The following is a 21,193-nucleotide window of genomic DNA, read 5'->3' on the forward strand; positions in this document are numbered from 1 at the left end:
GGAAAACGCCAGCCTAGGCATCACCGACATTCAGAGGGGCTAGATAGTTGAACGCGCAACAGGCAAAAAAAAGCCCGCAGTGTGGGCGGGCGAAAAACCAACGAAGAGCTTTGGGGGTGTGAAGCGAGGTGACGCTCAGCTACCGCGATAGGTGGAATAGCTGTAAGGCGAAATCAGCAGGGGCACATGGTAATGGTCCTGTTCGGCGCTGATGCCAAAACGCAGTACCACCACATCCAGAAAAGCCGGCTCGGGAAGCTGCATACCGCGGGCCCGGTAATAATCGCCGGCGCTGAATTGCACCTGGTACACACCGCTGCGGTAGTCGTCACCTTGCAGCAAAGGCGCGTCGCAACGGCCGTCGCTGTTGGTCACGGCGGTGGCGACCAGTTCCAGCTGCGCGCCCTCGACGCGGTACAGTTCGACCTTGATTGCGCTGCCGGGGCAGCCATGTGCGGCGTCCAAAACGTGTGTGGTCAAGCGTCCCATGGCGTCTTTGCGCCTCCCGTAGGCAGTAGAAAAGTGATCCGCACTTTTTCAGGGCAGTGAAAAAGCCGGTGACGGCTGATTAAGACACTTTCTAAAAAAATTGTACACAATAAATTCAACAAATATCCCGCGCCTCGCTGCCGCCGGCTCGCCGACCACAGCGTTGCAGCCGATAAAACCAATTCAGACGATCGCCGGCCAGCCAGCGCCCACCGCTGCGCATCCGAGAAAATCTTTTTAGCGTTTAGCTGACCAGTCAGGCAGGTTTCTTGCAGTAACTTGAACGCAAGCCGTTCAGAAAAAATGCAGAAATGCGGGCTTACAAAGTCGGCGATAAGTTGTATACAATCACTCATCGCTACTACGACGAACAAGAAGGAAGACTGCAGTGAGCGCTGACTACCCACGCGACCTGATCGGTTACGGCAGTAACCCTCCTCACCCCCACTGGCCGGGCAAGGCACGCATCGCGCTGTCTTTCGTACTCAACTACGAAGAAGGCGGTGAGCGCAACATTTTGCACGGCGACAAAGAGTCCGAGGCATTCCTTTCGGAGATGGTCTCGGCCCAGCCGCTGCAAGGCGAGCGCAACATGAGCATGGAGTCGCTGTATGAATACGGCAGCCGTGCCGGCGTGTGGCGCATCCTCAAATTGTTCAAAGAATTCGACATCCCGCTGACCATCTTCGCCGTGGCCATGGCCGCCCAGCGCCACCCGGATGTGATCCGCGCGATGGTCGCCGCCGGCCATGAGATCTGCAGCCACGGTTATCGCTGGATCGACTACCAGTACATGGACGAGGCCCAGGAGCGCGAGCACATGCTCGAAGCCATCCGCATCCTCACCGAGCTGACCGGCGAGCGCCCATTGGGCTGGTACACCGGTCGCACCGGCCCCAATACGCGCCGACTGGTAATGGAGGAAGGCGGCTTTCTGTACGACTGCGACACCTATGACGATGACCTGCCCTACTGGGAACCAAACAACCCCACCGGCAAGCCGCACCTGGTGATCCCCTACACCCTGGACACCAACGACATGCGCTTCACCCAGGTGCAGGGTTTCAACAAGGGCGATGACTTTTTCGAGTACCTCAAGGATGCCTTCGACGTGCTGTATGCCGAAGGCGCCGACGCACCGAAAATGCTTTCCATCGGCCTGCATTGCCGCCTGATCGGCCGCCCGGCGCGCCTCGCCGCCCTCAAGCGGTTTCTCGAATACGCCAAGGGCCATGAGCACGTCTGGTTCACCCGCCGCGTCGACATTGCCCGCCACTGGCACGACACCCACCCGTACACGGGAGCGGCGAAATGACTGCGTTCCAAACCTTGAAACCGTCGAGCCTGAGCCGCGAGGCATTCGTGACAGCCTTCGCCGACATCTACGAACATTCGCCATGGGTGGCCGAAAAGGCCTTCGACCTGGGCCAGGACGCGTCGATCGACCAGATCGAAACCCTGCACCAGCGCATGAGCGACATCCTGTTGAGCGCCGATCATGCCAGCCAGTTGGCCCTGATCAACGCTCACCCGGACCTGGCCGGCAAAGCTGCCGTCCAGGGCCAACTGACCGAAGCCAGCACCCATGAACAGGCTGGCGCCGGTATTCACCAATGCTCGAGCGAGGAGTTTTCTCGCTTCACCGAGCTGAACGATGCCTACAAGGCCAAGTTCAAGTTTCCCTTCATCATGGCGGTAAAAGGCAGCAACCGGCACCAGATCCTCGCCGCGTTCGAAACGCGCATTCACAACTCGGTAGACGCCGAATTCAAATGCGCCCTGGCCGAGATCAACAAAATCGCGTTGTTCCGATTACTGACCCTTTAGCAGACCTGGCCCGAGCGCTCATGACGCCCAGGGCCTGGCGAGCATCCCAAGCCACTCTATTTAAGGCAGACAAGAAGAATGAAAGCTTACGCCGTACCTTTCGAGAAGTTCGTCAACTTGGCCGACGCCCGTCTGGGCACCAAGATCCTTTCGGTGACCGATGACTGGTTCGCTGACGCCAACCGCCTGTTCCAGCCGACCCCGGCTGTGTGGAAGGAGGGCGTTTTCGATGATAACGGCAAGTGGATGGACGGCTGGGAGTCGCGCCGCAAGCGCTTCGAAGGCTACGACAGCGCGGTGATCCGACTGGGCGTGCCCGGCTCGATCAAAGGCGTGGACATCGACACTTCATTCTTCACCGGCAACTTCCCACCGTCGGCGTCCCTGGAGGCGTGCTTCCTGGCCTCGGGCGATCCTGATGAAAACACTCAGTGGGTGGAAGTGCTGTCGGCCGTCGAGCTGCAAGGCAACAGCCACCACTACCACGAGATCAACAACGACAAAGCGTTCAGCCACCTGCGCTTCAACATCTACCCGGATGGCGGCGTAGCCCGTCTGCGCGTCTACGGCGTGCCGTTCCGCGACTGGTCGTCGGTGGGCGACAACGAACAAGTCGACCTGGCCGCTGCCTTGAACGGTGGTCGTGCGCTGGCCTGCTCCGATGAACACTTCGGCCGCATGAGCAACATCCTCAACCCTGGGCGTGGCATCAACATGGGCGACGGCTGGGAAACCGCACGTCGTCGCACGCCAGGCAATGACTGGGTGATCGTCGCGCTGGGTCACCCGGGCGAGATCGAAAAAATCATCGTCGACACCCTGCACTTCAAGGGCAACTACCCGGACACGTGCTCTATCCAGGGCGCATTCGTGAAGGGCGGCACCGACAGCCAGATCGAAACCCAATCGCTGTTCTGGCGCGAACTGCTGCCGGCGCAGAAACTGGAAATGCACGCTGAACACACCTTCGCCGAGCAGATCAAGGCGCTGGGCCCGATCACTCACATTCGCCTGAATGTGTTCCCGGATGGTGGTGTGAGCCGCCTGCGGGTTTTGGGCAAAGTAGCTAAATAAGCGGTGAGCCCATCGCAGGCAAGCCAGCTCCCACATCTGAATGTATTCGCACATCAACAGGTGGGAGCGGGCTTGCTCGCGAAGGCGCCAGAACACACAACACAGAATCCGGATAAGAAGACAGCCATGCGCACACTAGTGATCGAACCCCTGACCAAAGAAGCCTTCGCCCCTTTCGGAGACGTTATCGAAACCGATGGCAGCGATCACTTCATGATCAACAACGGGTCGACCATGCGCTTTCACAGGCTGGCAACGGTAGAAACCGCGCAGCCTGAAGACAACGCGATCATCAGCATCTTCCGCGCCGACGCGCAGGACATGCCGCTGACCGTGTGCATGCTGGAGAGACACCCGCTGGGCAGCCAGGCTTTCATTCCGCTGCTCGGCAACCCCTTTCTGATCGTGGTCGCGCCACTTGGCGATGCACCTGTATCGGGCTTGGTCCGCGCCTTCGTCACCAACGGCAGGCAGGGCATTAATTACCATCGCGGCGTCTGGCACCACCCGGTGCTGACGATCGAAAAGCGGGATGACTTCCTGGTGGTTGATCGCAGTGGCACCGGCAATAACTGCGATGAGCATTTTTTCAAAGAGGATGAGCGGTTGATCCTCGCCCCCCACCAATAAGAGAAGGTCTGATCACTCGACAACAGAGTGACAGGCGAGAGGTAAAGACTGTGGAAGCACATTTGATGGAATGGCTGAACCTGAGCGTGCGCTGGGTTCACATGATCACCGGCGTCGCCTGGATCGGCGCTTCGTTCTACTTCGTCTGGCTGGAAAACAACCTCAATCGCGTCAACCCCAAGGACGGCCTCGCCGGTGACTTGTGGGCGATCCACGGTGGCGGTATCTACCACCTGGAAAAATACAAACTGGCCCCGCCAACCATGCCGGACAACCTGCACTGGTTCAAATGGGAAGCCTATTTCACCTGGATGTCCGGCATCGCGCTGCTGTGCGTGGTGTTCTACGCCAACCCGACCTTGTACCTGCTGGCCCCGGGCAGCAGCCTCAGCGGTCCGGAAGGTGTGTTGCTGGGCCTCGGCTCGCTGCTGGCGGGCTGGTTCATCTACTCCTTTCTGTGCGACTCGGCCCTGGGCAAGCGCCCTGCCCTGCTCGGCCTGATCCTGTTCGTGCTGTTGATTGGCGCTGCATACGGCTTCAGCAAAGTGTTCAGCGGCCGTGGTGCGTACCTGCACGTGGGCGCCGTGATCGGCACCATCATGGTCGGCAACGTGTTCCGCATCATCATGCCGGCCCAGCGTGCGCTGGTAGCGGCGATTGCGGAAAACCGCACGCCGGACCCGGCGCTGCCCGCCAAAGGCTTGCTGCGCTCACGGCACAACAACTACTTCACCCTGCCGGTGCTGTTCATCATGATCAGCAACCACTTCCCGAGCACCTACGGCAGCCAATACAACTGGCTGATCCTCGCGGGTATCGCGGTGGCGGCGGTGTTGGTGCGGCACTACTTCAACACCCGTCATAACAGCCAGAAGTACGCGTGGACCTTGCCGGTTGGCGCATTGGCGATGATTTGCCTGGCGTACGTGACCGGCCCAAAACCGGTGTCGACTGCTCCGGAAGTGGCCAAGGCTCCGGCGGCCATCGAGTACCAGCCGCTGCCGGAAACGGCAGTGGGTGGCGGGCTCAAACCGGCTGCGCCAGCGGCACCCGCACCGGCCCCCGCCGAAGCAGCACCGGCCCAGGCATCGATTGATTTTGACAAGGTGCATGGAGTGATTCAGGAACGCTGCGCCGTGTGCCATTCGGCCAAGCCGACCAGCCCCTTGTTCAGTACCGCGCCGGCGGGCGTGATGTTTGATACGCCGCAGCAGATCCAGCAATTGGCCCCGCGCATTCAGGCGCAAGCCGTCGCCAGCCAGATCATGCCGCTGGGCAACATCACCCAGATGACTCAGCAGGAGCGCGACCTGATCGGCACCTGGATCAATCAGGGGGCGCGCACAAACTGACAGCCTGATGCAGATCCAAATGGGGGAGCGGGCTTGCTCGCGAATGCGATCGTTCAGTCACATATGAGTTGAATGACACACCGCTTTCGCGAGCAAGCCCGCTCCCACAGGGGATCTGCGCCGATTTACCGATCGCGTTCCAAATGGCAATTGAATGCCAAACAACACAAAAATAAAAAGATTCGAGGTGTTGCATGTCCCAGTTAGAACCGCAGACTCCTGCCGCGCCCGCCATGGTGCGGCTGCCCCTCTTGCAACTGATTCTGGTAGGCCTGCAACACGTCTTGCTGATGTACGGCGGCGCCGTCGCCGTGCCCCTGATCATTGGCCAAGCCGCCGGTTTGAGCCGTGAAGAAATCGCCTTTCTGATCAACGCCGACCTGCTGGTTGCCGGTATCGCCACCCTGGTGCAGTCGTTCGGCATCGGCCCGGTGGGCATCCGCATGCCGGTGATGATGGGCGCCAGTTTTGCCGCCGTCGGCAGCATGGTGGCGATGGCGGGCATGCCCGGTATCGGCTTGCAGGGGATCTTCGGCGCAACCATCGCCGCCGGGTTCTTCGGCCTGTTGATCGCGCCGTTCATGTCCAAGGTGGTGCGTTTTTTCCCGCCGTTGGTGACCGGCACCGTGATCACCGCCATCGGCCTGTCGCTGTTTCCAGTGGCCGTGAACTGGGCCGGCGGAGGCAGCGCCGCCGCCACGTTCGGCTCGCCGGTCTACCTGGCGATTGCCGCGCTGGTATTGGGCACCATCCTGCTGATCAACCGTTTCATGCGCGGCTTCTGGGTGAACATCTCGGTGCTGATCGGCATGGCGCTCGGCTATGGCCTGTGCGGCATGATCGGCATGGTTGACCTCAGCGGCCTGGCCCAGGCGCCGTGGGTGCAGGTGGTGACGCCGTTGCATTTCGGCATGCCCCGGTTCGAGCTGGCGCCGATCCTGTCGATGTGCCTGGTGGTGGTCATCATCTTTGTCGAGTCCACCGGCATGTTCCTCGCCCTGGGCAAAATCACCGGTCAGGACGTCACCCCAAAAATGCTGCGCCGTGGCCTGCTGTGTGATGCCGGCGCCTCGTTTTTTGCCGGCTTCTTCAATACGTTTACCCATTCCTCGTTCGCGCAGAACATTGGCCTGGTGCAGATGACGGGCGTGCGTTGCCGCTCGGTGACGATCATGGCCGGCGCGTTTTTGATTGTGCTCAGCCTGTTGCCCAAAGCCGCCTTTCTGGTGGCCTCGATTCCACCGGCGGTCCTCGGCGGCGCGGCAATTGCCATGTTCGGCATGGTCGCGGCGACCGGGATCAAAATCCTGCAGGAAGCCGATATCACCGACCGGCGTAACCAGTTGCTGGTGGCGGTGAGTATCGGCATGGGCCTGATTCCGGTGGTGCGTCCGGAGTTCTTCGCGCAATTGCCCTTATGGATGAGCCCGATTACCCACAGCGGAATTGCCATGGCCACCCTCAGCGCGCTGTCGCTGAATGTACTGTTCAACATTCTGGGAGGTGCTGAACGCCCCGTTGTCGCCCACACGCATTGATTCCACCTGTTTTTAAAAACAACAAAAATAATAAACAACAGGAACCACGCACATGCACGCCATCCACCCGGGGGCGGCCACACGCCGCGCCCTATTCTTGCCCCACGCGCTCTCTAACAGCGCACTTGAGCCAAGGCCTGGGAGCCAGTATTCTCCGCGCCCGCTCGAATCGACTCAAAAAAAAACAGCGAATGTAAAAGCTGACTGCAGGGCCAACTTATCCCGGCCCCGCAGTGGCTGCCAAAGTGCGCAAAAGTCCCCGGAATTCGACTGCAGTTTCTGCAGCCGACGGGGATTTTTTGGCTTTTTAAACACCTTGGCGCAGCTCTTGCTAAAAGCATTAAAGCTGACCAGACAGACGATTTTTGCAGCGAACCAAAAGGCGCCACACCAGAGCGCCTGCGTAGAAAAACAACCATAAAACTTTGACTCGGGAGCAACCGAATGAAACCTATGTTGAAAGGCCTGATGCTGGCAGGATCCCTGCTGGCCGGTGGCCAAGCCGTGGCGGGCGATCTGTTGCAGTGGCAAAACAACAGCCTGACGTATCTATGGGGCAAGAACTTCACCGTCAACCCGCAGATTCAGCAGACCGTGACGTTTGAACATGCCGATGCCTGGAAGTACGGCGACAACTTCTTGTTCGTCGACCGCATCTTTTACAACGGCAAGGAAGACGGCAACGTCGGCCCAAGTACCTACTACGGCGAGTTCAGCCCGCGTTTGTCGTTCGGCAAGATTTTCGACAAGGATTTGTCATTCGGCCCGATCAAAGATGTATTGCTGGCCTTCACTTACGAGTTCGGCGAAGGCGATAACGAGTCGTACCTGTTGGGCCCGGGTTTTGACTTGAACATCCCGGGTTTCGACTACTTCCAGTTGAACTTCTATCAACGTCAAACCGAAGGCAATCGCCCGGGTGATGGCGTCTGGCAGATCACTCCGGTCTGGTCGTACACCCTTCCAGTGGGCAACTCCAACGTGTTGATCGACGGCTTCATGGACTGGGTCGTGGACAACGACAAGAACGCCCGTGGCACTTACCACGCCAACCTGCACTTCAACCCACAGGTTAAATACGACCTGGGTAAGGCGCTGCACTGGGGCGAGAAACAGTTGTATGTGGGTTTTGAATACGACTACTGGAAGAACAAGTACGGGATTGAAGATTCCGGCGCGTTCAAGACCAACCAGGACACCGCAAGCTTCCTGGTCAAGTACCACTTCTAAATAACACGGCAAAACCAAGGTGGGAGCGGGCCTGCTCGCGAAAGCGGTGTGTCAGTCACCCAATCTGCGGGCTGATCCACTGCCTTCGCGAGCAAGCCCGCTCCCACCTTTATAGCGGCGACAGGCCCAAGAACCTCGACAGTTCCGCGCGCTTGGCCAACGCATCCTTCCTGCCCAACTCGATCAACTCGCTGCAATACCCCGCCTCGAACAACAGGTAACTCAGCACCCCTGCCCCGCTGGTTTTGGTCGCACCCGGCCCGCGCAGGAACAGGCGCAACGCCGCCGGCAATTCCTGGCGATGCCGCGCGGCGATCTCGTCGATCGGCTGGCTCGGCGCAATCACCAACACCTCCACCGGGGCCAGGCCCTGGATCGCCGCATCCACCGGCAACACGTGGCTGAACTGGTTCAGACGCTCGAGCAATTCGATATCGCTCTCCAGGCTGTCAATGAACGTGCTGTTGAGCATGTGCCCACCGATCTGCGCCAGGGTCGGTTCCTGGCCGGTGTAGGTGCGTTGCGTGGAAGGCTCATTGCCGCGCGGATTGCCACTCACGCCCACCACCAGCACCCGACTGGCGCCCAGGTGCAAGGCCGGGCTGATCGGCGCGGATTGGCGCACCGCGCCATCGCCGAAATACTCCTGATCGAGTTTGACCGGAGCAAACAGCAAAGGGATCGCCGAACTGGCCAGCAAGTGTTCAACCGTGAGTTGGGTGGGCATGCCGATACGCCGATGGCGCAGCCACGCATCGATAGTGCCGCCGCCCTGATAGAACGTCACTGCCTGCCCGGACTCATAGCCGAAAGCCGCGACCGCGACCGCGCGCAGGTGGTTGTTACGGATGGCCGCATCGATGCCGTCCAGGTGCAGTTTGTCTTTGAGCAATGCGCGCAACGGCGTGCTGTCGAGCAACGCGACCGGCACCTGAGCCCCCAGGCCGAGCAAGCTGTGGATCAAGAAACGACTGGCCTGGCGGATAACCCCGGGCCAGTCGCTGCGCAACACCCGATGGCTGCGAAAGCCCTGCCAGAAGGCCGTGAGACGCTCGATGGCAGCGGTGAAATCAGTCGCGCCGCTGGCAAGACTCACCGCATTGATCGCCCCTGCTGACGTGCCGACGATCACCGGAAAGGGATTGGGCGCCCCTGGCGGCAGCAATTCGGCAATCGCTGCCAGAACCCCCACCTGATACGCCGCTCGCGCCCCGCCGCCGGAAAGAATCAAGCCTGTGACCGGTTCAGTTGGGCGCATTGCATCACTCCATGTGGGGCAGAAAGCGTTATCGACGGCGTTTTTCGTACAGCTTGGGTTCACCCGGTGGCCGGCTCTTGAAGCGCCGATGGGTCCACAGGTATTGCTCAGGGCATTCGCGAACCGACGCCTCGACCCACTGGTTGATGCGCAGGCAGTCGATCTGATCGGTTTCGCCCGGGAAGTCGGTCAACGGCGGGTGGATCACCAGGCGGTAACCACTGCCATCGGCCAGGCGTTCCTGGGTGAACGGCACCACCAGCGCCTTGCCCAGGCGGGCAAATTTGCTGGTGGCGGTGACGGTGGCGGCCTGAATGCCGAACAGCGGCACAAAGATACTTTGCTTGGCGCCGTAGTCCTGGTCCGGTGCGTACCAGATGGCGCGGCCGGCGCGCAGCAACTTGAGCATGCCGCGCACGTCTTCGCGTTCTACCGCCAGGGAATCGAGGTTATGCCGCTCGCGGCCACGGCGCTGAATGAAGTCGAACAGCGGGTTGCCGTGCTCGCGGTACATGCCATCAATGGTGTGTTTCTGGCCGAGCAGCGCTGCGCCGATTTCCAACGTGGTGAAGTGCAGGGCCATAAGAATCACACCCTTGCCATCCAGCTGCGCCTGCTTGAGGTGCTCCAGCCCTTCGACATGGGCCAGGCGTGCCAGGCGCTGACGTGACCACCACCAGCTCATGGCCATCTCGAAAAACGCGATGCCGGTGGAGGCGAAATTTTCCTTGAGCAGCTTCTTGCGCTCTTTGGCGGATTTTTCCGGAAAGCACAGTTCCAGGTTGCGCGCGGCGATGCGGCGGCGTTCGCCAGCCACGCGGTACATGCCCGCGCCTAATAAACGACCAATGGTCAACAACGCGCGGTATGGCAACTGGGTGATCAGCCACAGCAGGCCGAGCCCCAGCCATAGCAGCCAAAAACGCGGGTGAAAAAATACAGCTCGAAAACGCGGGCGATCCATTACAGATTCCGGTAAAGACAGGGCCGCGCATTCTACAACGTTCGACTCGGCTTGCGGCCCGTGGATGTTCTCGTTATAAGTCTCGACACTTTTCGTGACAAGCCGCTTTTGCCGACCATGAGCCAAACCGAACCGCTAGACCAAGATCCCGTGTTCCAGCTGAAAGGCAGCATGCTCGCCATTACCGTGCTGGAACTGGCCCGCAATGACCTCAATGCCCTGGACCGCCAACTGGCCGCCAAGGTCGCCCTGGCGCCGAACTTCTTCAACAATGCCCCGCTGGTATTGGCCCTGGACAAACTCCCGGCCGGCCAGGGCGCGATTGATTTGCCCGGGCTGATGCGCGTTTGCCGCTCGCATGGTTTGCGCACCCTGGCGATTCGCGCCAGCCGTATTGAAGACATCGCTGCGGCAATCGCTATTGAACTGCCAGTACTGCCGCCGTCGGGTGCCCGCGAGCGACCGCTGGACCCGAGCGAAGGTGAAGTGAAGAAAAAACCGGAGAAACCGCCGGAGCCCACCGTCAAGCCTACAAAGATCATCACCTCTCCCGTACGCGGCGGGCAGCAGATTTACGCCCAGGGCGGCGACCTGGTGGTGATCGCGCCTGTCAGTCCGGGCGCGGAACTTCTCGCCGATGGCAACATCCATGTATACGGCCCGATGCGCGGACGTGCCCTCGCCGGCATCAAGGGTGATACCAAGGCGCGTATTTTTTGCCAGCAGTTGACCGCTGAGCTAGTGTCCATCGCAGGCCAGTACAAGGTTTCAGAAGATTTGCGCCGTGATCCGCTGTGGGGGGCCGGGGTACAAGTCAGCCTGTCGGGCGATGTGTTGAACATCATCCGTCTTTAACGGATACTGCCGCATTTTCCAAGCATCTCTAGACTCTGATAGCACAGCGAAACCGGCAAGATTTGCGTAGGAATATTCGAAGTTGGCGTTTCCCCTTGGGAAACCACATCTTTTCCTACAAAGGCTGTCCGCCTGCAGCGAGTTCCAAGAGATGTTTTTCAGGGGCTGAAAAGTCCTTTTTCCTTAGGGGTGAAACACCTTGGCCAAGATTCTCGTGGTTACATCCGGCAAGGGTGGTGTGGGTAAGACCACCACCAGCGCCGCTATCGGTACCGGCCTCGCTCTGCGCGGCCACAAGACAGTCATCGTCGACTTCGACGTCGGTTTGCGTAACCTCGACCTGATCATGGGCTGCGAACGCCGCGTGGTGTACGACTTCGTCAACGTGGTGAACGGCGAAGCCAACCTGCAACAGGCTTTGATCAAGGACAAGCGCCTTGAGAACCTGTACGTACTGGCCGCCAGCCAGACCCGCGACAAAGACGCGCTGACCAAAGAAGGCGTAGGCAAAGTACTCGCCGAACTCAAAGAAACTTTCGAATACGTGGTATGTGACTCGCCGGCCGGTATCGAAACCGGTGCTCACCTGGCGATGTACTTTGCCGATGAAGCCATCGTGGTGACCAACCCGGAAGTCTCCTCGGTACGTGACTCGGACCGCATGCTGGGCCTGTTGGCCAGCAAGTCCAAGCGCGCCGAAGAAGGCCAGGACCCGATCAAGGAGCACTTGCTGCTCACCCGCTACAACCCTGAGCGCGTCAGTAACGGCGAAATGCTTGGCGTTGAAGACGTGAAGGAAATCCTCGCAGTGACCCTGCTGGGCGTGATCCCGGAATCCCAGGCCGTCCTGAAGGCTTCCAACCAGGGCGTTCCGGTGATTCTTGACGACCAGAGCGACGCCGGCCAGGCGTACAGCGATGCCGTTGATCGCTTGCTGGGCAAGACCGTGGAACATCGCTTCCTCGATGTTAAGAAGAAGGGATTCTTCGAGCGTATCTTTGGAGGCAACTAAACAATGAAATTTCTCGACTTCTTTCGCGCCAACAAAAAGCCAAGTACCGCGTCGGTAGCGAAAGAGCGTCTACAGATCATCGTGGCGCACGAACGCGGCCAACGCAGCACCCCGGACTACCTGCCAGCCTTGCAGAAGGAACTGGTCGAGGTGATCCGCAAGTACGTCAATATCGGCAACGATGACGTGCATGTCGCCCTGGAAAACGACGGCAGCTGCTCGATTCTGGAACTCAATATCACCCTGCCTGATCGTTAATCGAACAGGCGGCCGCCACGGCGGCTCGGTCACCTTGATCCCTGTTGGGGAGCCGGGTGGGCGAGCCGCCGTTGGCGTTTGTTACGAGGCTGTTTAATGCCGCTGTCCACTATCCATATCCTGCACCAGGACGACGCTGTCCTGGTGGTGAACAAGCCGACCCTGCTGCTCTCGGTGCCCGGCCGTGCCGATGACAACAAGGACTGCCTGATCACCCGGCTGCAGGAAAACGGCTACCCCGAAGCCCGTATTGTCCATCGCCTGGACTGGGAAACCTCGGGGATCATCCTGCTCGCGCGGGACGCCGATAGCCACCGCGAACTGTCGCGCCAGTTTCACGACCGCGAAACCGAAAAGGCCTACACCGCCCTGGCGTGGGGCCAGCCGGCACTGGACAGCGGCAGCATCGACCTGCCCCTGCGCTACGACCCGCCGACCAAACCCCGCCATGTGGTCGACCACGAGTTCGGTAAACACGCGCTGACCTTCTGGAAGGTATTGGAGCGTTGCGGCGACTGGTGCCGCGTCGAGCTGACGCCGATCACCGGGCGTTCGCATCAGTTGCGCGTGCACATGCTGTCGATCGGCCACCCGCTGCTGGGTGATGGCCTGTACGCCCATGAGCAAGCCCTGGCCGCCTGGCCGCGCTTGTGCCTGCATGCGAGCATGTTGAGCTTTACCCATCCACAGAGCGGCGAGCGTTTGCGCTTCGAGTGCCCTGCACCGTTCTAAAGTCGGCAATGCATTAAATGTGGGAGCGGGCTTGCTCGCGAATGCGGTGTATCAGATACACATTCAGTGACTGACACACCGCATTCGCGAGCACGCCCGCTGCCACATTTGTTATGTGCAGTTCTCGCCATCGAACGGTAAACTCCGCGCATTGCTGTCTGGAGCTATTTATGCGCGAAGCGTTGAATCAAGGCCTGATCGACTTCCTCAAGGCCTCCCCTACTCCTTTTCATGCCACTGCCGCCCTCGCCCAGCGCCTGGAAGCGGCCGGTTATCAGCGTCTCGACGAGCGCGAAACCTGGACCACCGAGGCCAACGGCCGTTACTACGTGACCCGTAACGATTCGTCGATCATCGCCTTCAAGCTCGGTCGTCATTCGCCGCTGCAAGGCGGGATTCGCCTGGTCGGCGCCCACACCGACAGCCCGTGCCTGCGCGTCAAGCCCCAGCCGGAGCTGCAACGCCAAGGCTTCTGGCAATTGGGCGTGGAAGTCTACGGCGGCGCGCTGCTGGCGCCGTGGTTCGACCGCGACCTGTCGCTGGCCGGCCGCGTGACCTTCCGCCGTGACGGCAAAGTCGAAAGCCAACTGATCGACTTCAAGCTGCCCATTGCCATCATCCCCAACCTGGCCATTCACCTGAACCGTGAAGCCAACCAGGGCTGGGCGATCAATGCGCAGACCGAGCTGCCACCGATCCTCGCGCAATTTGCCGGTGACGAACGCGTGGACTTTCGCGCCGTGCTCACCGAGCAACTGGCGCGTGAACATGGTTTGAACGCCGACGTGGTGCTCGACTACGAGCTGAGCTTCTACGACACCCAGAGCGCCGCGGTGATTGGCCTCAATGGTGACTTCATCGCCGGTGCGCGCCTGGACAACCTGCTGTCGTGCTACGCCGGCCTGCAAGCCTTGCTCACCAGCGAAACCGACGAAACCTGCGTGCTGGTGTGCAACGACCACGAAGAAGTCGGCTCCTGCTCGGCGTGCGGTGCCGATGGCCCGATGCTGGAACAGACATTGCGCCGCCTGTTGCCTGAGGGTGATGAATTCGTACGCACCATTCAGAAATCACTATTGGTGTCAGCGGACAATGCTCACGGTGTACACCCCAACTACGCCGAGAAACACGACGCCAACCACGGCCCGAAACTCAACGCGGGTCCGGTGATCAAGGTCAACAGCAACCAGCGTTACGCCACCAACAGCGAAACCGCCGGCTTCTTCCGCCACCTGTGCATGGCCCAGGAAGTCCCGGTGCAGAGCTTCGTGGTGCGCAGCGACATGGGCTGCGGCTCGACCATCGGCCCGATCACCGCCAGCCACCTGGGCGTGCGCACTGTAGACATCGGCCTGCCGACGTTTGCCATGCACTCGATCCGTGAACTGTGCGGCAGCCACGACCTGGCGCACCTGGTGAAGGTGCTGGGCGCGTTCTATGCGAGCCGCGATCTGCCCTGATCTGAAAGGCTGAACGCAGTCAAAAATGTGGGAGCAGGCTTGCTCGCGAATGCGGTACATCAGTCAACAGATTCAGTGACTGACGCTGCGCATTCGCGCGCAAGCCCACTCCCACATTTGGTCAGGCACAAACCTGACCCATATCACGCCCACTTCTAGCAATCCGACCTAGACTTGTCAGTATTCCCACTCTGACAAGGCCGTCGCCCCATGATCTCCATGTCCTCCTTCCACGCCATGCTCATCCCGATCATCATCGGCATGATCCTGCTGACCGTCGGCTTCAACTTTCGCGACAAGCCGGTCGGCGTGTTTGGCATGTGGATTGGCATGCTGCTGATCCTCGGCACCGTGGTGTACAAGATCCTCGCCAAACTGGCGGAATGACAAATGCACTCGCATTGGGCATAACGGCCTCGTACACTCCGTCAATTCGTCGTTTTCAAGGTTGACCGCCTCGTGCTCTCGCGTCTTTTTGCTCTGCCCTCTTACTGCCTGATCGCCCTGCTGATGTTGCTGCCAATAGCGCCTGCCCAAGCCGTGGGCTTGCCCGGCCTGCTTGGCAGCGCCAACAAGACTCCACCCCAGGCCGATGTGCCGCTGGGGCAGTCGCTGGACGAAGTGATCAAGACCCTCGAAAACGACCAGCAGCGCACCCAGCTGTTGAGCGACCTGAAGAAACTGCGCGAAGCCACGCAAAAAGCCCAACCCGCCGCCGAACAAGGCGTGCTCGGGTTGATCGGCAGCACGCTGTCCGGCCTCGAGCAGCAGTTCTCCGGCGCCGACAGCCCGGTGCAACGATGGTCCAACGAGGTCGACCTGGCCAAGGATGAACTCGGCGCCCTGATGCTGCCCGCCAGTGAATGGCTACCAATCATTTTCGGTTTTGCCGTGATCCTGGCGGTGTGGAGCCTGTTGGCCGCGGCGCTGATCTGGCTCAGCCACCGTGTGCGCGAGCGCTTCGGGCTGCCCGAGGAACTGCCGCAACACCCGCGCACCTGGGACATGCTGCGCTTCGCCCTGCGCAAACTGGGGCCGTGGTTGATCGCGCTGGTGATCACGGTGTACCTGAGTTACGCCCTGCCTTCTTCGCTGGGTAAATCCTTGGCGATGGTGCTGGCTTACGCGTTGGTGGTCGGTACCTGCTTCTCGGCCATCTGCGTGATTGCCTTTTCGGTACTCGACGGCCCGCACCGCCACCGCGCGCTGTACATCCTGCGTCATCAGGCCTTCCGCCCGCTGTGGCTGATCGGCAGCTTTGCCGCTTTTGGCGAGGCGCTGAGCGACCCGCGGATGATGCAGGCCCTCGGTCAGCATCTCGCCCACACGGCGGCGACCATCGCCAATGTGATGGCCGCGCTGTCCACCGGCGTGTTTATCCTGCGGTTCCGCCGGCCCATCGCGCACCTGATCCGCAACCAGCCATTGTCGCGCCGCCTGACGCGTCGTGCCCTCACCGACACACTCTCGATCATCGGCAGCTTCTGGTATTTGCCGGCGCTGCTGCTGGTGGGCATCTCGCTGTTTGCCACCTTCCTGTCCGCCGGCGACACCAGCACGGCCCTGCGTCAGTCATTGTTGTGCACGGTGTTGCTGGTGTTGTGCATGGTGATCAACGGCCTGGTGCGTCGTCACGCGCTCAAGCCGCAGCGTGGGCACAAGCGCCATGCGCTGTACTCCGAGCGCCTGAAAAGCTTCGTTTATACCCTGGCCCATCTGGTGGTGTGGCTGGTGTTTATCGAACTGGGCCTGCGCGTATGGGGCTTGTCGCTGATCCGGTTTACCGAAGGTGACGGCCATGAAATCAGCGTCAAGCTGTTCGGCCTCGGCGGCACGCTGCTGTTTGCCTGGCTGATCTGGATCCTCAGCGACACCGCCATCCACCACGCCCTGACCCGTTCGCGAAAAGGCCTGGCCAACGCTCGCGCGCAGACCATGATGCCGCTGATCCGCAACGTGCTGTTCGTGACCATCTTTATCATTGCCGCCATCGTCGCGCTGGCGAACATGGGCATGAACGTCACGCCCTTGCTGGCCGGTGCCGGTGTGATCGGCCTGGCCATCGGTTTCGGTGCGCAGTCGCTGGTGGCGGACTTGATCACCGGCCTGTTCATCATCATCGAGGACTCCCTGGCGATTGATGACTACGTGGACGTCGGCGGCCACCTCGGCACGGTCGAAGGCCTGACCATCCGCACCGTGCGCCTGCGCGACATCGACGGCATCGTGCACACCATCCCGTTCAGCGAAATCAAGAGCATCAAGAACTACTCGCGTGAATTCGGCTACGCGATCTTCCGCGTGGCGATCCCCTACAACATGGAAATCGACGACGCGATCAAGTTGATGCGCGATGTCGGCCAAAAAATGCGCAACGACCCACTGCAACGCCGCAACATCTGGTCGCCGCTGGAGATTCAAGGCGTGGAAAGCTTTGAATCCGGCAGCGCGATCCTGCGGGCGCGCTTCAAGACTGCGCCGATCAAGCAGTGGGAAGTCTCGCGGGCCTTCAACCTGTCGCTCAAGCGCCATCTGGACGAGGCCGGGCTGGATCTGGCCACGCCGCGCTTGAGCGTGCAGGTGGTGACCGCAGGCTCCGTGCAGGAGAAAGATCCACAACAATAAAAAGGAAGAGCTGCTTATGCGTTTGAATGGTCTGACACACCCCTGGGTTTTCGGTGCACTGTGCGCGGTCGCCAGCAGCGCCGTGATTGCCGCCAGCAGCGGCCAGGACAGTGCCCGGGAGGAAATCGCCGCCCAGGCCAAAATCCTCGAACCGGCCCTGCTGGAAACGCGCCGCGATATCCACGCCCACCCCGAATTGGGCAACACCGAAACGCGCACGGCCCAATTGGTTGCCAAGCAACTGCGCGACTTGGGCCTTGAGGTAAAAACCGGCGTGGCCCGCACCGGCGTCGTCGCCGTCCTCAAAGGTGCACTGCCCGGCCCCACCGTCGCCCTGCGCGCCGACATGGACGCGCTGCCGGTCAAGGAGGTCGCCGACCTGCCCTTCGCCTCCACAGCCAAGGGCACCTACCTGGGCAAGGAAGTCGACGTGATGCACGCCTGCGGCCACGACGCCCACACCGCAATCCTGCTGAGCACGGCGAAGATTCTCACTGGCATGCGCGACCGTCTGCCGGGCACGGTGGTGTTTTACTTCCAGCCGGCCGAAGAAGGCCCAAGCGACTTTATCCCCGATGGCAAAAACACCTGGGGCGCGAAGATGATGGTGCAGGAAGGCGTGATGCAAGCGCCCAAGCCCGACGCCGTGTTCGGCCTGCATGTGTGGGCCGGCGTGCCTGCCGGGCAAATCGCCTACCGCCCGGGCCCGACCCTGGCCAGCTCCGATGACCTGCGCATCAAGATCCTCGGCAAACAGACCCACGCCGGCCGCCCGTGGGACGGCATCGACCCGATCACCGTCGGCGCGCAGACCATTGTCGGCCTGCAAACCGTGGTCAGCCGTCGCACCGACATCTCGTCATTTCCATCGGTGGTGAGCATTGGCACCATCAACGGCGGCACGCGCTACAACATCATTCCCGAGTCGGTGGACATGAGCGGCACCATTCGCTCCTACGACTACGGCATTCGTCAGAAGCTGCACGCCGACGTGCGCCAGACGGTAGAGAAAATCGCCGAGAGTGGCGGCGCCAAGGCCGAAGTCACGATCATCGAGAAGTACGACCCGACCATCAATAACCCGGCGCTGACCGAGCGCATGCTGCCAAGCCTGCGCTGGGCGGCCAGGGATGATGTGGTGCAGGCCCCATTGGTGGGCGGCGCGGAGGACTTTTCGTTTTATGCCAAGCAAGCGCCGGGGCTGTTTGTGTTTCTGGGGGTGACGCCGAGGGATCAGGACATGAGCAAAGCGGCGCCGAATCATAATCCGGGCTTCTTTGTGGATGAGTCGGCGCTGGTGGTGGGGGTACGGACGTTGGCGTCGTTGGCGACGGATTACCTGTACACCAACCCACCGCAATAACGCTTTATGTGGGAGCGGGCTTGCTCGCGAATGCGGCAGGCCAGTCACCGAATGGGCCAGCTGATACACCGCATTCGCGAGCAAGCCCGCTCCCACATTGGATTTGCAGCGGGTCAGCCTGCCAGCGCAGCGCCATCCATCTTCTGGCGCAGGCTCAGCGGGCGCATGTCGGTCCAGACTTCCTCGATGTAAGCCAGGCACTCTTTCTTCATGCCGCTCTTGCCCACGGTGCGCCAGCCTTCCGGCACGGCCTTGTAGTCGGGCCAGATGGAATACTGCTCTTCGTGGTTGACCACTACCTGAAACAGGATGTCGTCGCGGTCAAATACTGAGGTCATTGCTGTTCTCCATCGCTCATAGAACTGGCTGCGCACCACGCGCAGCGCTGATATCTGTAGAAACGTACCAAGCGTGCGAAAAATTAGAGGGTGGCGACCGCTGCCGCCAGGGCGCGGCCGAAGATCTCGGCAACGCGGTCGATTTCGGCGGCGGTAATCACCAGCGGCGGCAGGAAGCGCACCACACTGCCGTGCCGGCCGCCCAGCTCCAGAATCAGGCCACGCTTGAGGCATTCGCGCTGCACCAGCGGCGCCAGTTGGCGATGCACAGGCGGATGGCCCTGGATATCGACTGCGCCGCTCGGGTCTACCAGTTCCACGCCGAGCATCAGCCCACGCCCACGAATATCCCCCAACTGCGGGAAGTCGCGCTGCAGAATGCGCAGGTGCTCGCCCAGGCGTTCGCCCATGGCGGCGGCGTGGCCGGCCAGGTCGTGTTGCTTGAGGTAGCGCATCACCGCCGAGCCCGCCGCCATCGCCATCTGGTTGCCACGGAATGTTCCGGCGTGTGCGCCCGGCAACCAAGTGTCGAGCCAGTCGCGATACACCACCACCGCCAGTGGCAAGCTGCCGCCGATGGCTTTGGACATCACCACCACATCCGGGATGATGCCGGCGTGCTCGAAGGCAAACATCTTGCCGGTGCGCCCGAAGCCGCTCTGGATTTCATCGACGATCAGCGCCACACCGGCTTGCTCGGTGATGCGGCGCAGGCCGCGCAGCCAGTCGAGATCGGCCGGAATCACGCCGCCTTCACCCTGCACCACTTCGACAATCACTGCCGCCGGCAACAACACGCCGCCTTCCGGGTCGGTGAGCAGGTTTTGCAGATAATGCAGGTTGACCCGCACGCCTTCGGCGCCGCCCAGGCCGAAGGGGCAACGGTAGTCGTAAGGATAAGGCAGAAATTGCACGCCATTGCCGAGCAAAGCGCCCAAGGGCTTTTTCGGCCCCAGGCTGCCCATCAGGCTCAGCGCGCCCTGGCTCATGCCGTGATAACCGCCCTGGAAAGACAATACGGTGCTGCGCCCGGTGGCGGTGCGCACCAGCTTCAGTGCGGCTTCGACGGCATCGGTACCGGTGGGGCCGCAGAACTGAATTTTTGCTTCACGTGCCAGTTCGGTGGGTAGCAGGCCGAACAGGTCTTGCACGAACTGGTCTTTCACCGGAGTGGTCAGGTCGAGGGTGTGCAGCGGCAGTTCGTCGCTCAGTACCTGCTGAATGGCGTCGATCACCACCGGGTGGTTGTGGCCCAACGCCAGGGTGCCAGCGCCGGCCAGGCAGTCGATAAAACTGCGGCCTTCGACATCTTCCACATAGATGCCCTTGGCGCGCTTGAGCGCCAGCGGGATACGCCGAGGGTAGCTGCGGGCGTTGGATTCCTGCTGGCGTTGCCGGGCCAGTATCGGGGTTTCTTCGAATTGGTAGAGTGTTTCTGCGGACGCCGGGCTGGCGTGCACGGGGGCGTCTTCGATACGGCTGGTAGCGACTGACATCTCTCGATCCCTCAATACGCGGGTGGGGTGACCAAACTGGCGATCCGCGCGCGCGCGGATTTCATGTTCTGGAGACGCACCAGGCGGTGGGGGATTTAGGCTTGTTATGGTTTTTTGAGGTCGGGGGATATCCGGCTTTTTGGTAATGGCGGATAGGGATTCCGCTCTTACGGCGGCCTTGTGGTTAGATCAAAAGCGAAAGCGAGGCGACCTGATTTTGGAAGCTGGGACTCAAACAAATGTGGGAGCTGGCTTGCCTGCGATGGCATCAACCCGGTGTGCCTGACACACCGAGTTGTCTGCATCGCAGGCAAGCCAGCTCCCACAGAAAAGCCAAGCACTGCGATGCTGGCAGCTGCACTCGGTCAACTTGTGGGAGCGGGCTTGCTCGCGAAGGCGGTGGGTCAGTCAACTCATGTGTAGCTGACACACCGCCTTCGCGAGCAAGCCCGCTCCCACATTTGGATCGCAGTGCATCAGATAGAGGTGTGTTGCTGTGCTTTTGCTTCAACCACTCAGGTCGGCTACCAGGCCGCCGTGCTCTGCTTTTGATCTGCTTTTGACTTTGATCTGACAGGCCCCGTCAACCACGCTGGCCGAACGCAGGCTTGAATCCGTGGGTAACCCGGCAGGACGCCGGGTTAGCCGTGTTGGGCCATGGATGGCCCGTCGCGGCGGCCCACGGATTCAAG

The 21,193-nt window shown here is 60.9% G+C and carries 20 protein-coding genes; 15 read left to right on the forward strand and 5 right to left on the reverse strand.

Annotated features, from left to right (window positions below; genetic code table 11):
* Positions 1–135: 135 nt before the first annotated feature.
* Entirely contained in the window at positions 136–489 is a 354-nt protein-coding gene (uraH, locus tag AACW30_RS11120) for a hydroxyisourate hydrolase (RefSeq protein ID WP_200625020.1), read from the reverse strand.
* A gap of 388 nt (positions 490–877) precedes the next feature.
* Here uraH and puuE point away from each other — a divergent pair, with 388 nt between their 5' ends.
* The 7 genes from puuE to AACW30_RS11155 all read left to right on the forward strand — a co-directional run bounded on the left by puuE (position 878) and on the right by AACW30_RS11155 (position 8,140).
* Positions 878–1,804, forward strand: coding sequence for an allantoinase PuuE (puuE, locus tag AACW30_RS11125; RefSeq protein WP_106576518.1), 927 nt, complete (start codon positions 878–880; stop codon positions 1,802–1,804).
* Complete coding sequence (gene uraD / locus AACW30_RS11130; protein ID WP_106576517.1) at positions 1,801–2,316, forward strand: 2-oxo-4-hydroxy-4-carboxy-5-ureidoimidazoline decarboxylase; 516 nt, start codon at positions 1,801–1,803, stop codon at positions 2,314–2,316. The genes puuE and uraD overlap by 4 nt, the downstream gene beginning before the upstream one ends.
* A 78-nt stretch (positions 2,317–2,394) precedes the next feature.
* Positions 2,395–3,390 carry an allantoicase gene (gene alc / locus AACW30_RS11135; RefSeq protein WP_119742360.1) on the forward strand — a complete coding sequence of 332 codons (996 nt, stop codon included), beginning with the start codon at positions 2,395–2,397 and terminating at the stop codon, positions 3,388–3,390.
* A gap of 126 nt (positions 3,391–3,516) precedes the next feature.
* Positions 3,517–4,020: an ureidoglycolate lyase gene (locus AACW30_RS11140; RefSeq protein ID WP_200625031.1), complete on the forward strand. Its 504-nt coding sequence runs from the start codon at positions 3,517–3,519 to the stop codon at positions 4,018–4,020.
* 50 nt (positions 4,021–4,070) lie between these two features.
* Positions 4,071–5,372: a urate hydroxylase PuuD gene (locus tag AACW30_RS11145; RefSeq protein ID WP_200625021.1), complete on the forward strand. Its 1,302-nt coding sequence runs from the start codon at positions 4,071–4,073 to the stop codon at positions 5,370–5,372.
* Positions 5,373–5,566: 194 nt separating this feature from the next.
* Positions 5,567–6,910, forward strand: a complete 1,344-nt coding sequence (locus AACW30_RS11150) for a nucleobase:cation symporter-2 family protein (protein WP_106576513.1) — start codon at positions 5,567–5,569, stop codon at positions 6,908–6,910.
* Positions 6,911–7,354: 444 nt separating this feature from the next.
* The gene (locus AACW30_RS11155; RefSeq protein ID WP_119742358.1) at positions 7,355–8,140 is read left to right on the forward strand and encodes an outer membrane protein OmpK; all 786 of its coding nucleotides are present in this window, start codon (positions 7,355–7,357) and stop codon (positions 8,138–8,140) included.
* Positions 8,141–8,249: 109 nt separating this feature from the next.
* On the opposite strand, the gene AACW30_RS11160 is transcribed toward AACW30_RS11155, so the two are convergent.
* Together AACW30_RS11160 and AACW30_RS11165 are read right to left on the reverse strand one after the other, a co-directional pair.
* Positions 8,250–9,398, reverse strand: a complete 1,149-nt coding sequence (locus tag AACW30_RS11160; protein WP_200625022.1) for a patatin-like phospholipase family protein — start codon at positions 9,396–9,398, stop codon at positions 8,250–8,252.
* A gap of 28 nt (positions 9,399–9,426) precedes the next feature.
* Entirely contained in the window at positions 9,427–10,362 is a 936-nt protein-coding gene (locus AACW30_RS11165; protein WP_200625023.1) for a lipid A biosynthesis lauroyl acyltransferase, read from the reverse strand.
* Positions 10,363–10,479: 117 nt separating this feature from the next.
* On the opposite strand from AACW30_RS11165, the gene minC reads away from it, so the two are divergent.
* The 8 genes from minC to AACW30_RS11205 all read left to right on the forward strand — a co-directional run bounded on the left by minC (position 10,480) and on the right by AACW30_RS11205 (position 18,667).
* Complete coding sequence (gene minC / locus AACW30_RS11170; RefSeq protein ID WP_200625024.1) at positions 10,480–11,217, forward strand: septum site-determining protein MinC; 738 nt, start codon at positions 10,480–10,482, stop codon at positions 11,215–11,217.
* Between the two features lie 199 nt (positions 11,218–11,416).
* On the forward strand, positions 11,417–12,229 hold the full coding sequence (gene minD / locus AACW30_RS11175; protein ID WP_003175251.1) for a septum site-determining protein MinD: 813 nt from the start codon (positions 11,417–11,419) through the stop codon (positions 12,227–12,229).
* A gap of 3 nt (positions 12,230–12,232) precedes the next feature.
* Positions 12,233–12,487: a cell division topological specificity factor MinE gene (gene minE, locus AACW30_RS11180; protein WP_003175252.1), complete on the forward strand. Its 255-nt coding sequence runs from the start codon at positions 12,233–12,235 to the stop codon at positions 12,485–12,487.
* A gap of 96 nt (positions 12,488–12,583) precedes the next feature.
* Complete coding sequence (locus AACW30_RS11185; RefSeq protein WP_106576508.1) at positions 12,584–13,219, forward strand: RluA family pseudouridine synthase; 636 nt, start codon at positions 12,584–12,586, stop codon at positions 13,217–13,219.
* 170 nt (positions 13,220–13,389) lie between these two features.
* On the forward strand, positions 13,390–14,679 hold the full coding sequence (locus AACW30_RS11190; RefSeq protein WP_094951467.1) for a M18 family aminopeptidase: 1,290 nt from the start codon (positions 13,390–13,392) through the stop codon (positions 14,677–14,679).
* A gap of 210 nt (positions 14,680–14,889) precedes the next feature.
* Entirely contained in the window at positions 14,890–15,066 is a 177-nt protein-coding gene (locus AACW30_RS11195) for a hypothetical protein (RefSeq protein ID WP_164487957.1), read from the forward strand.
* A 72-nt stretch (positions 15,067–15,138) separates the two neighbouring features.
* Complete coding sequence (locus tag AACW30_RS11200) at positions 15,139–17,304, forward strand: mechanosensitive ion channel family protein (RefSeq protein ID WP_200625025.1); 2,166 nt, start codon at positions 15,139–15,141, stop codon at positions 17,302–17,304.
* 16 nt (positions 17,305–17,320) lie between these two features.
* A complete protein-coding gene (locus AACW30_RS11205; protein ID WP_200625026.1) occupies positions 17,321–18,667 on the forward strand; it encodes an amidohydrolase in 1,347 nt (448 codons plus the stop codon).
* Positions 18,668–18,780: 113 nt separating this feature from the next.
* Here the strand turns inward: AACW30_RS11205 and AACW30_RS11210 are convergent, their stop codons facing one another.
* Both AACW30_RS11210 and AACW30_RS11215 read right to left on the reverse strand, forming a co-directional pair.
* Entirely contained in the window at positions 18,781–19,005 is a 225-nt protein-coding gene (locus AACW30_RS11210; RefSeq protein ID WP_028617283.1) for an MbtH family protein, read from the reverse strand.
* A gap of 83 nt (positions 19,006–19,088) precedes the next feature.
* Positions 19,089–20,501 carry an aspartate aminotransferase family protein gene (locus tag AACW30_RS11215; RefSeq protein ID WP_200625027.1) on the reverse strand — a complete coding sequence of 471 codons (1,413 nt, stop codon included), beginning with the start codon at positions 20,499–20,501 and terminating at the stop codon, positions 19,089–19,091.
* Between the last annotated feature and the right edge of the window lie 692 nt (positions 20,502–21,193).

The organism is Pseudomonas sp. MF6747 (genome assembly GCF_963890955.1).
In the GTDB taxonomy this organism is placed as follows: Bacteria; Pseudomonadota; Gammaproteobacteria; order Pseudomonadales; family Pseudomonadaceae; genus Aquipseudomonas.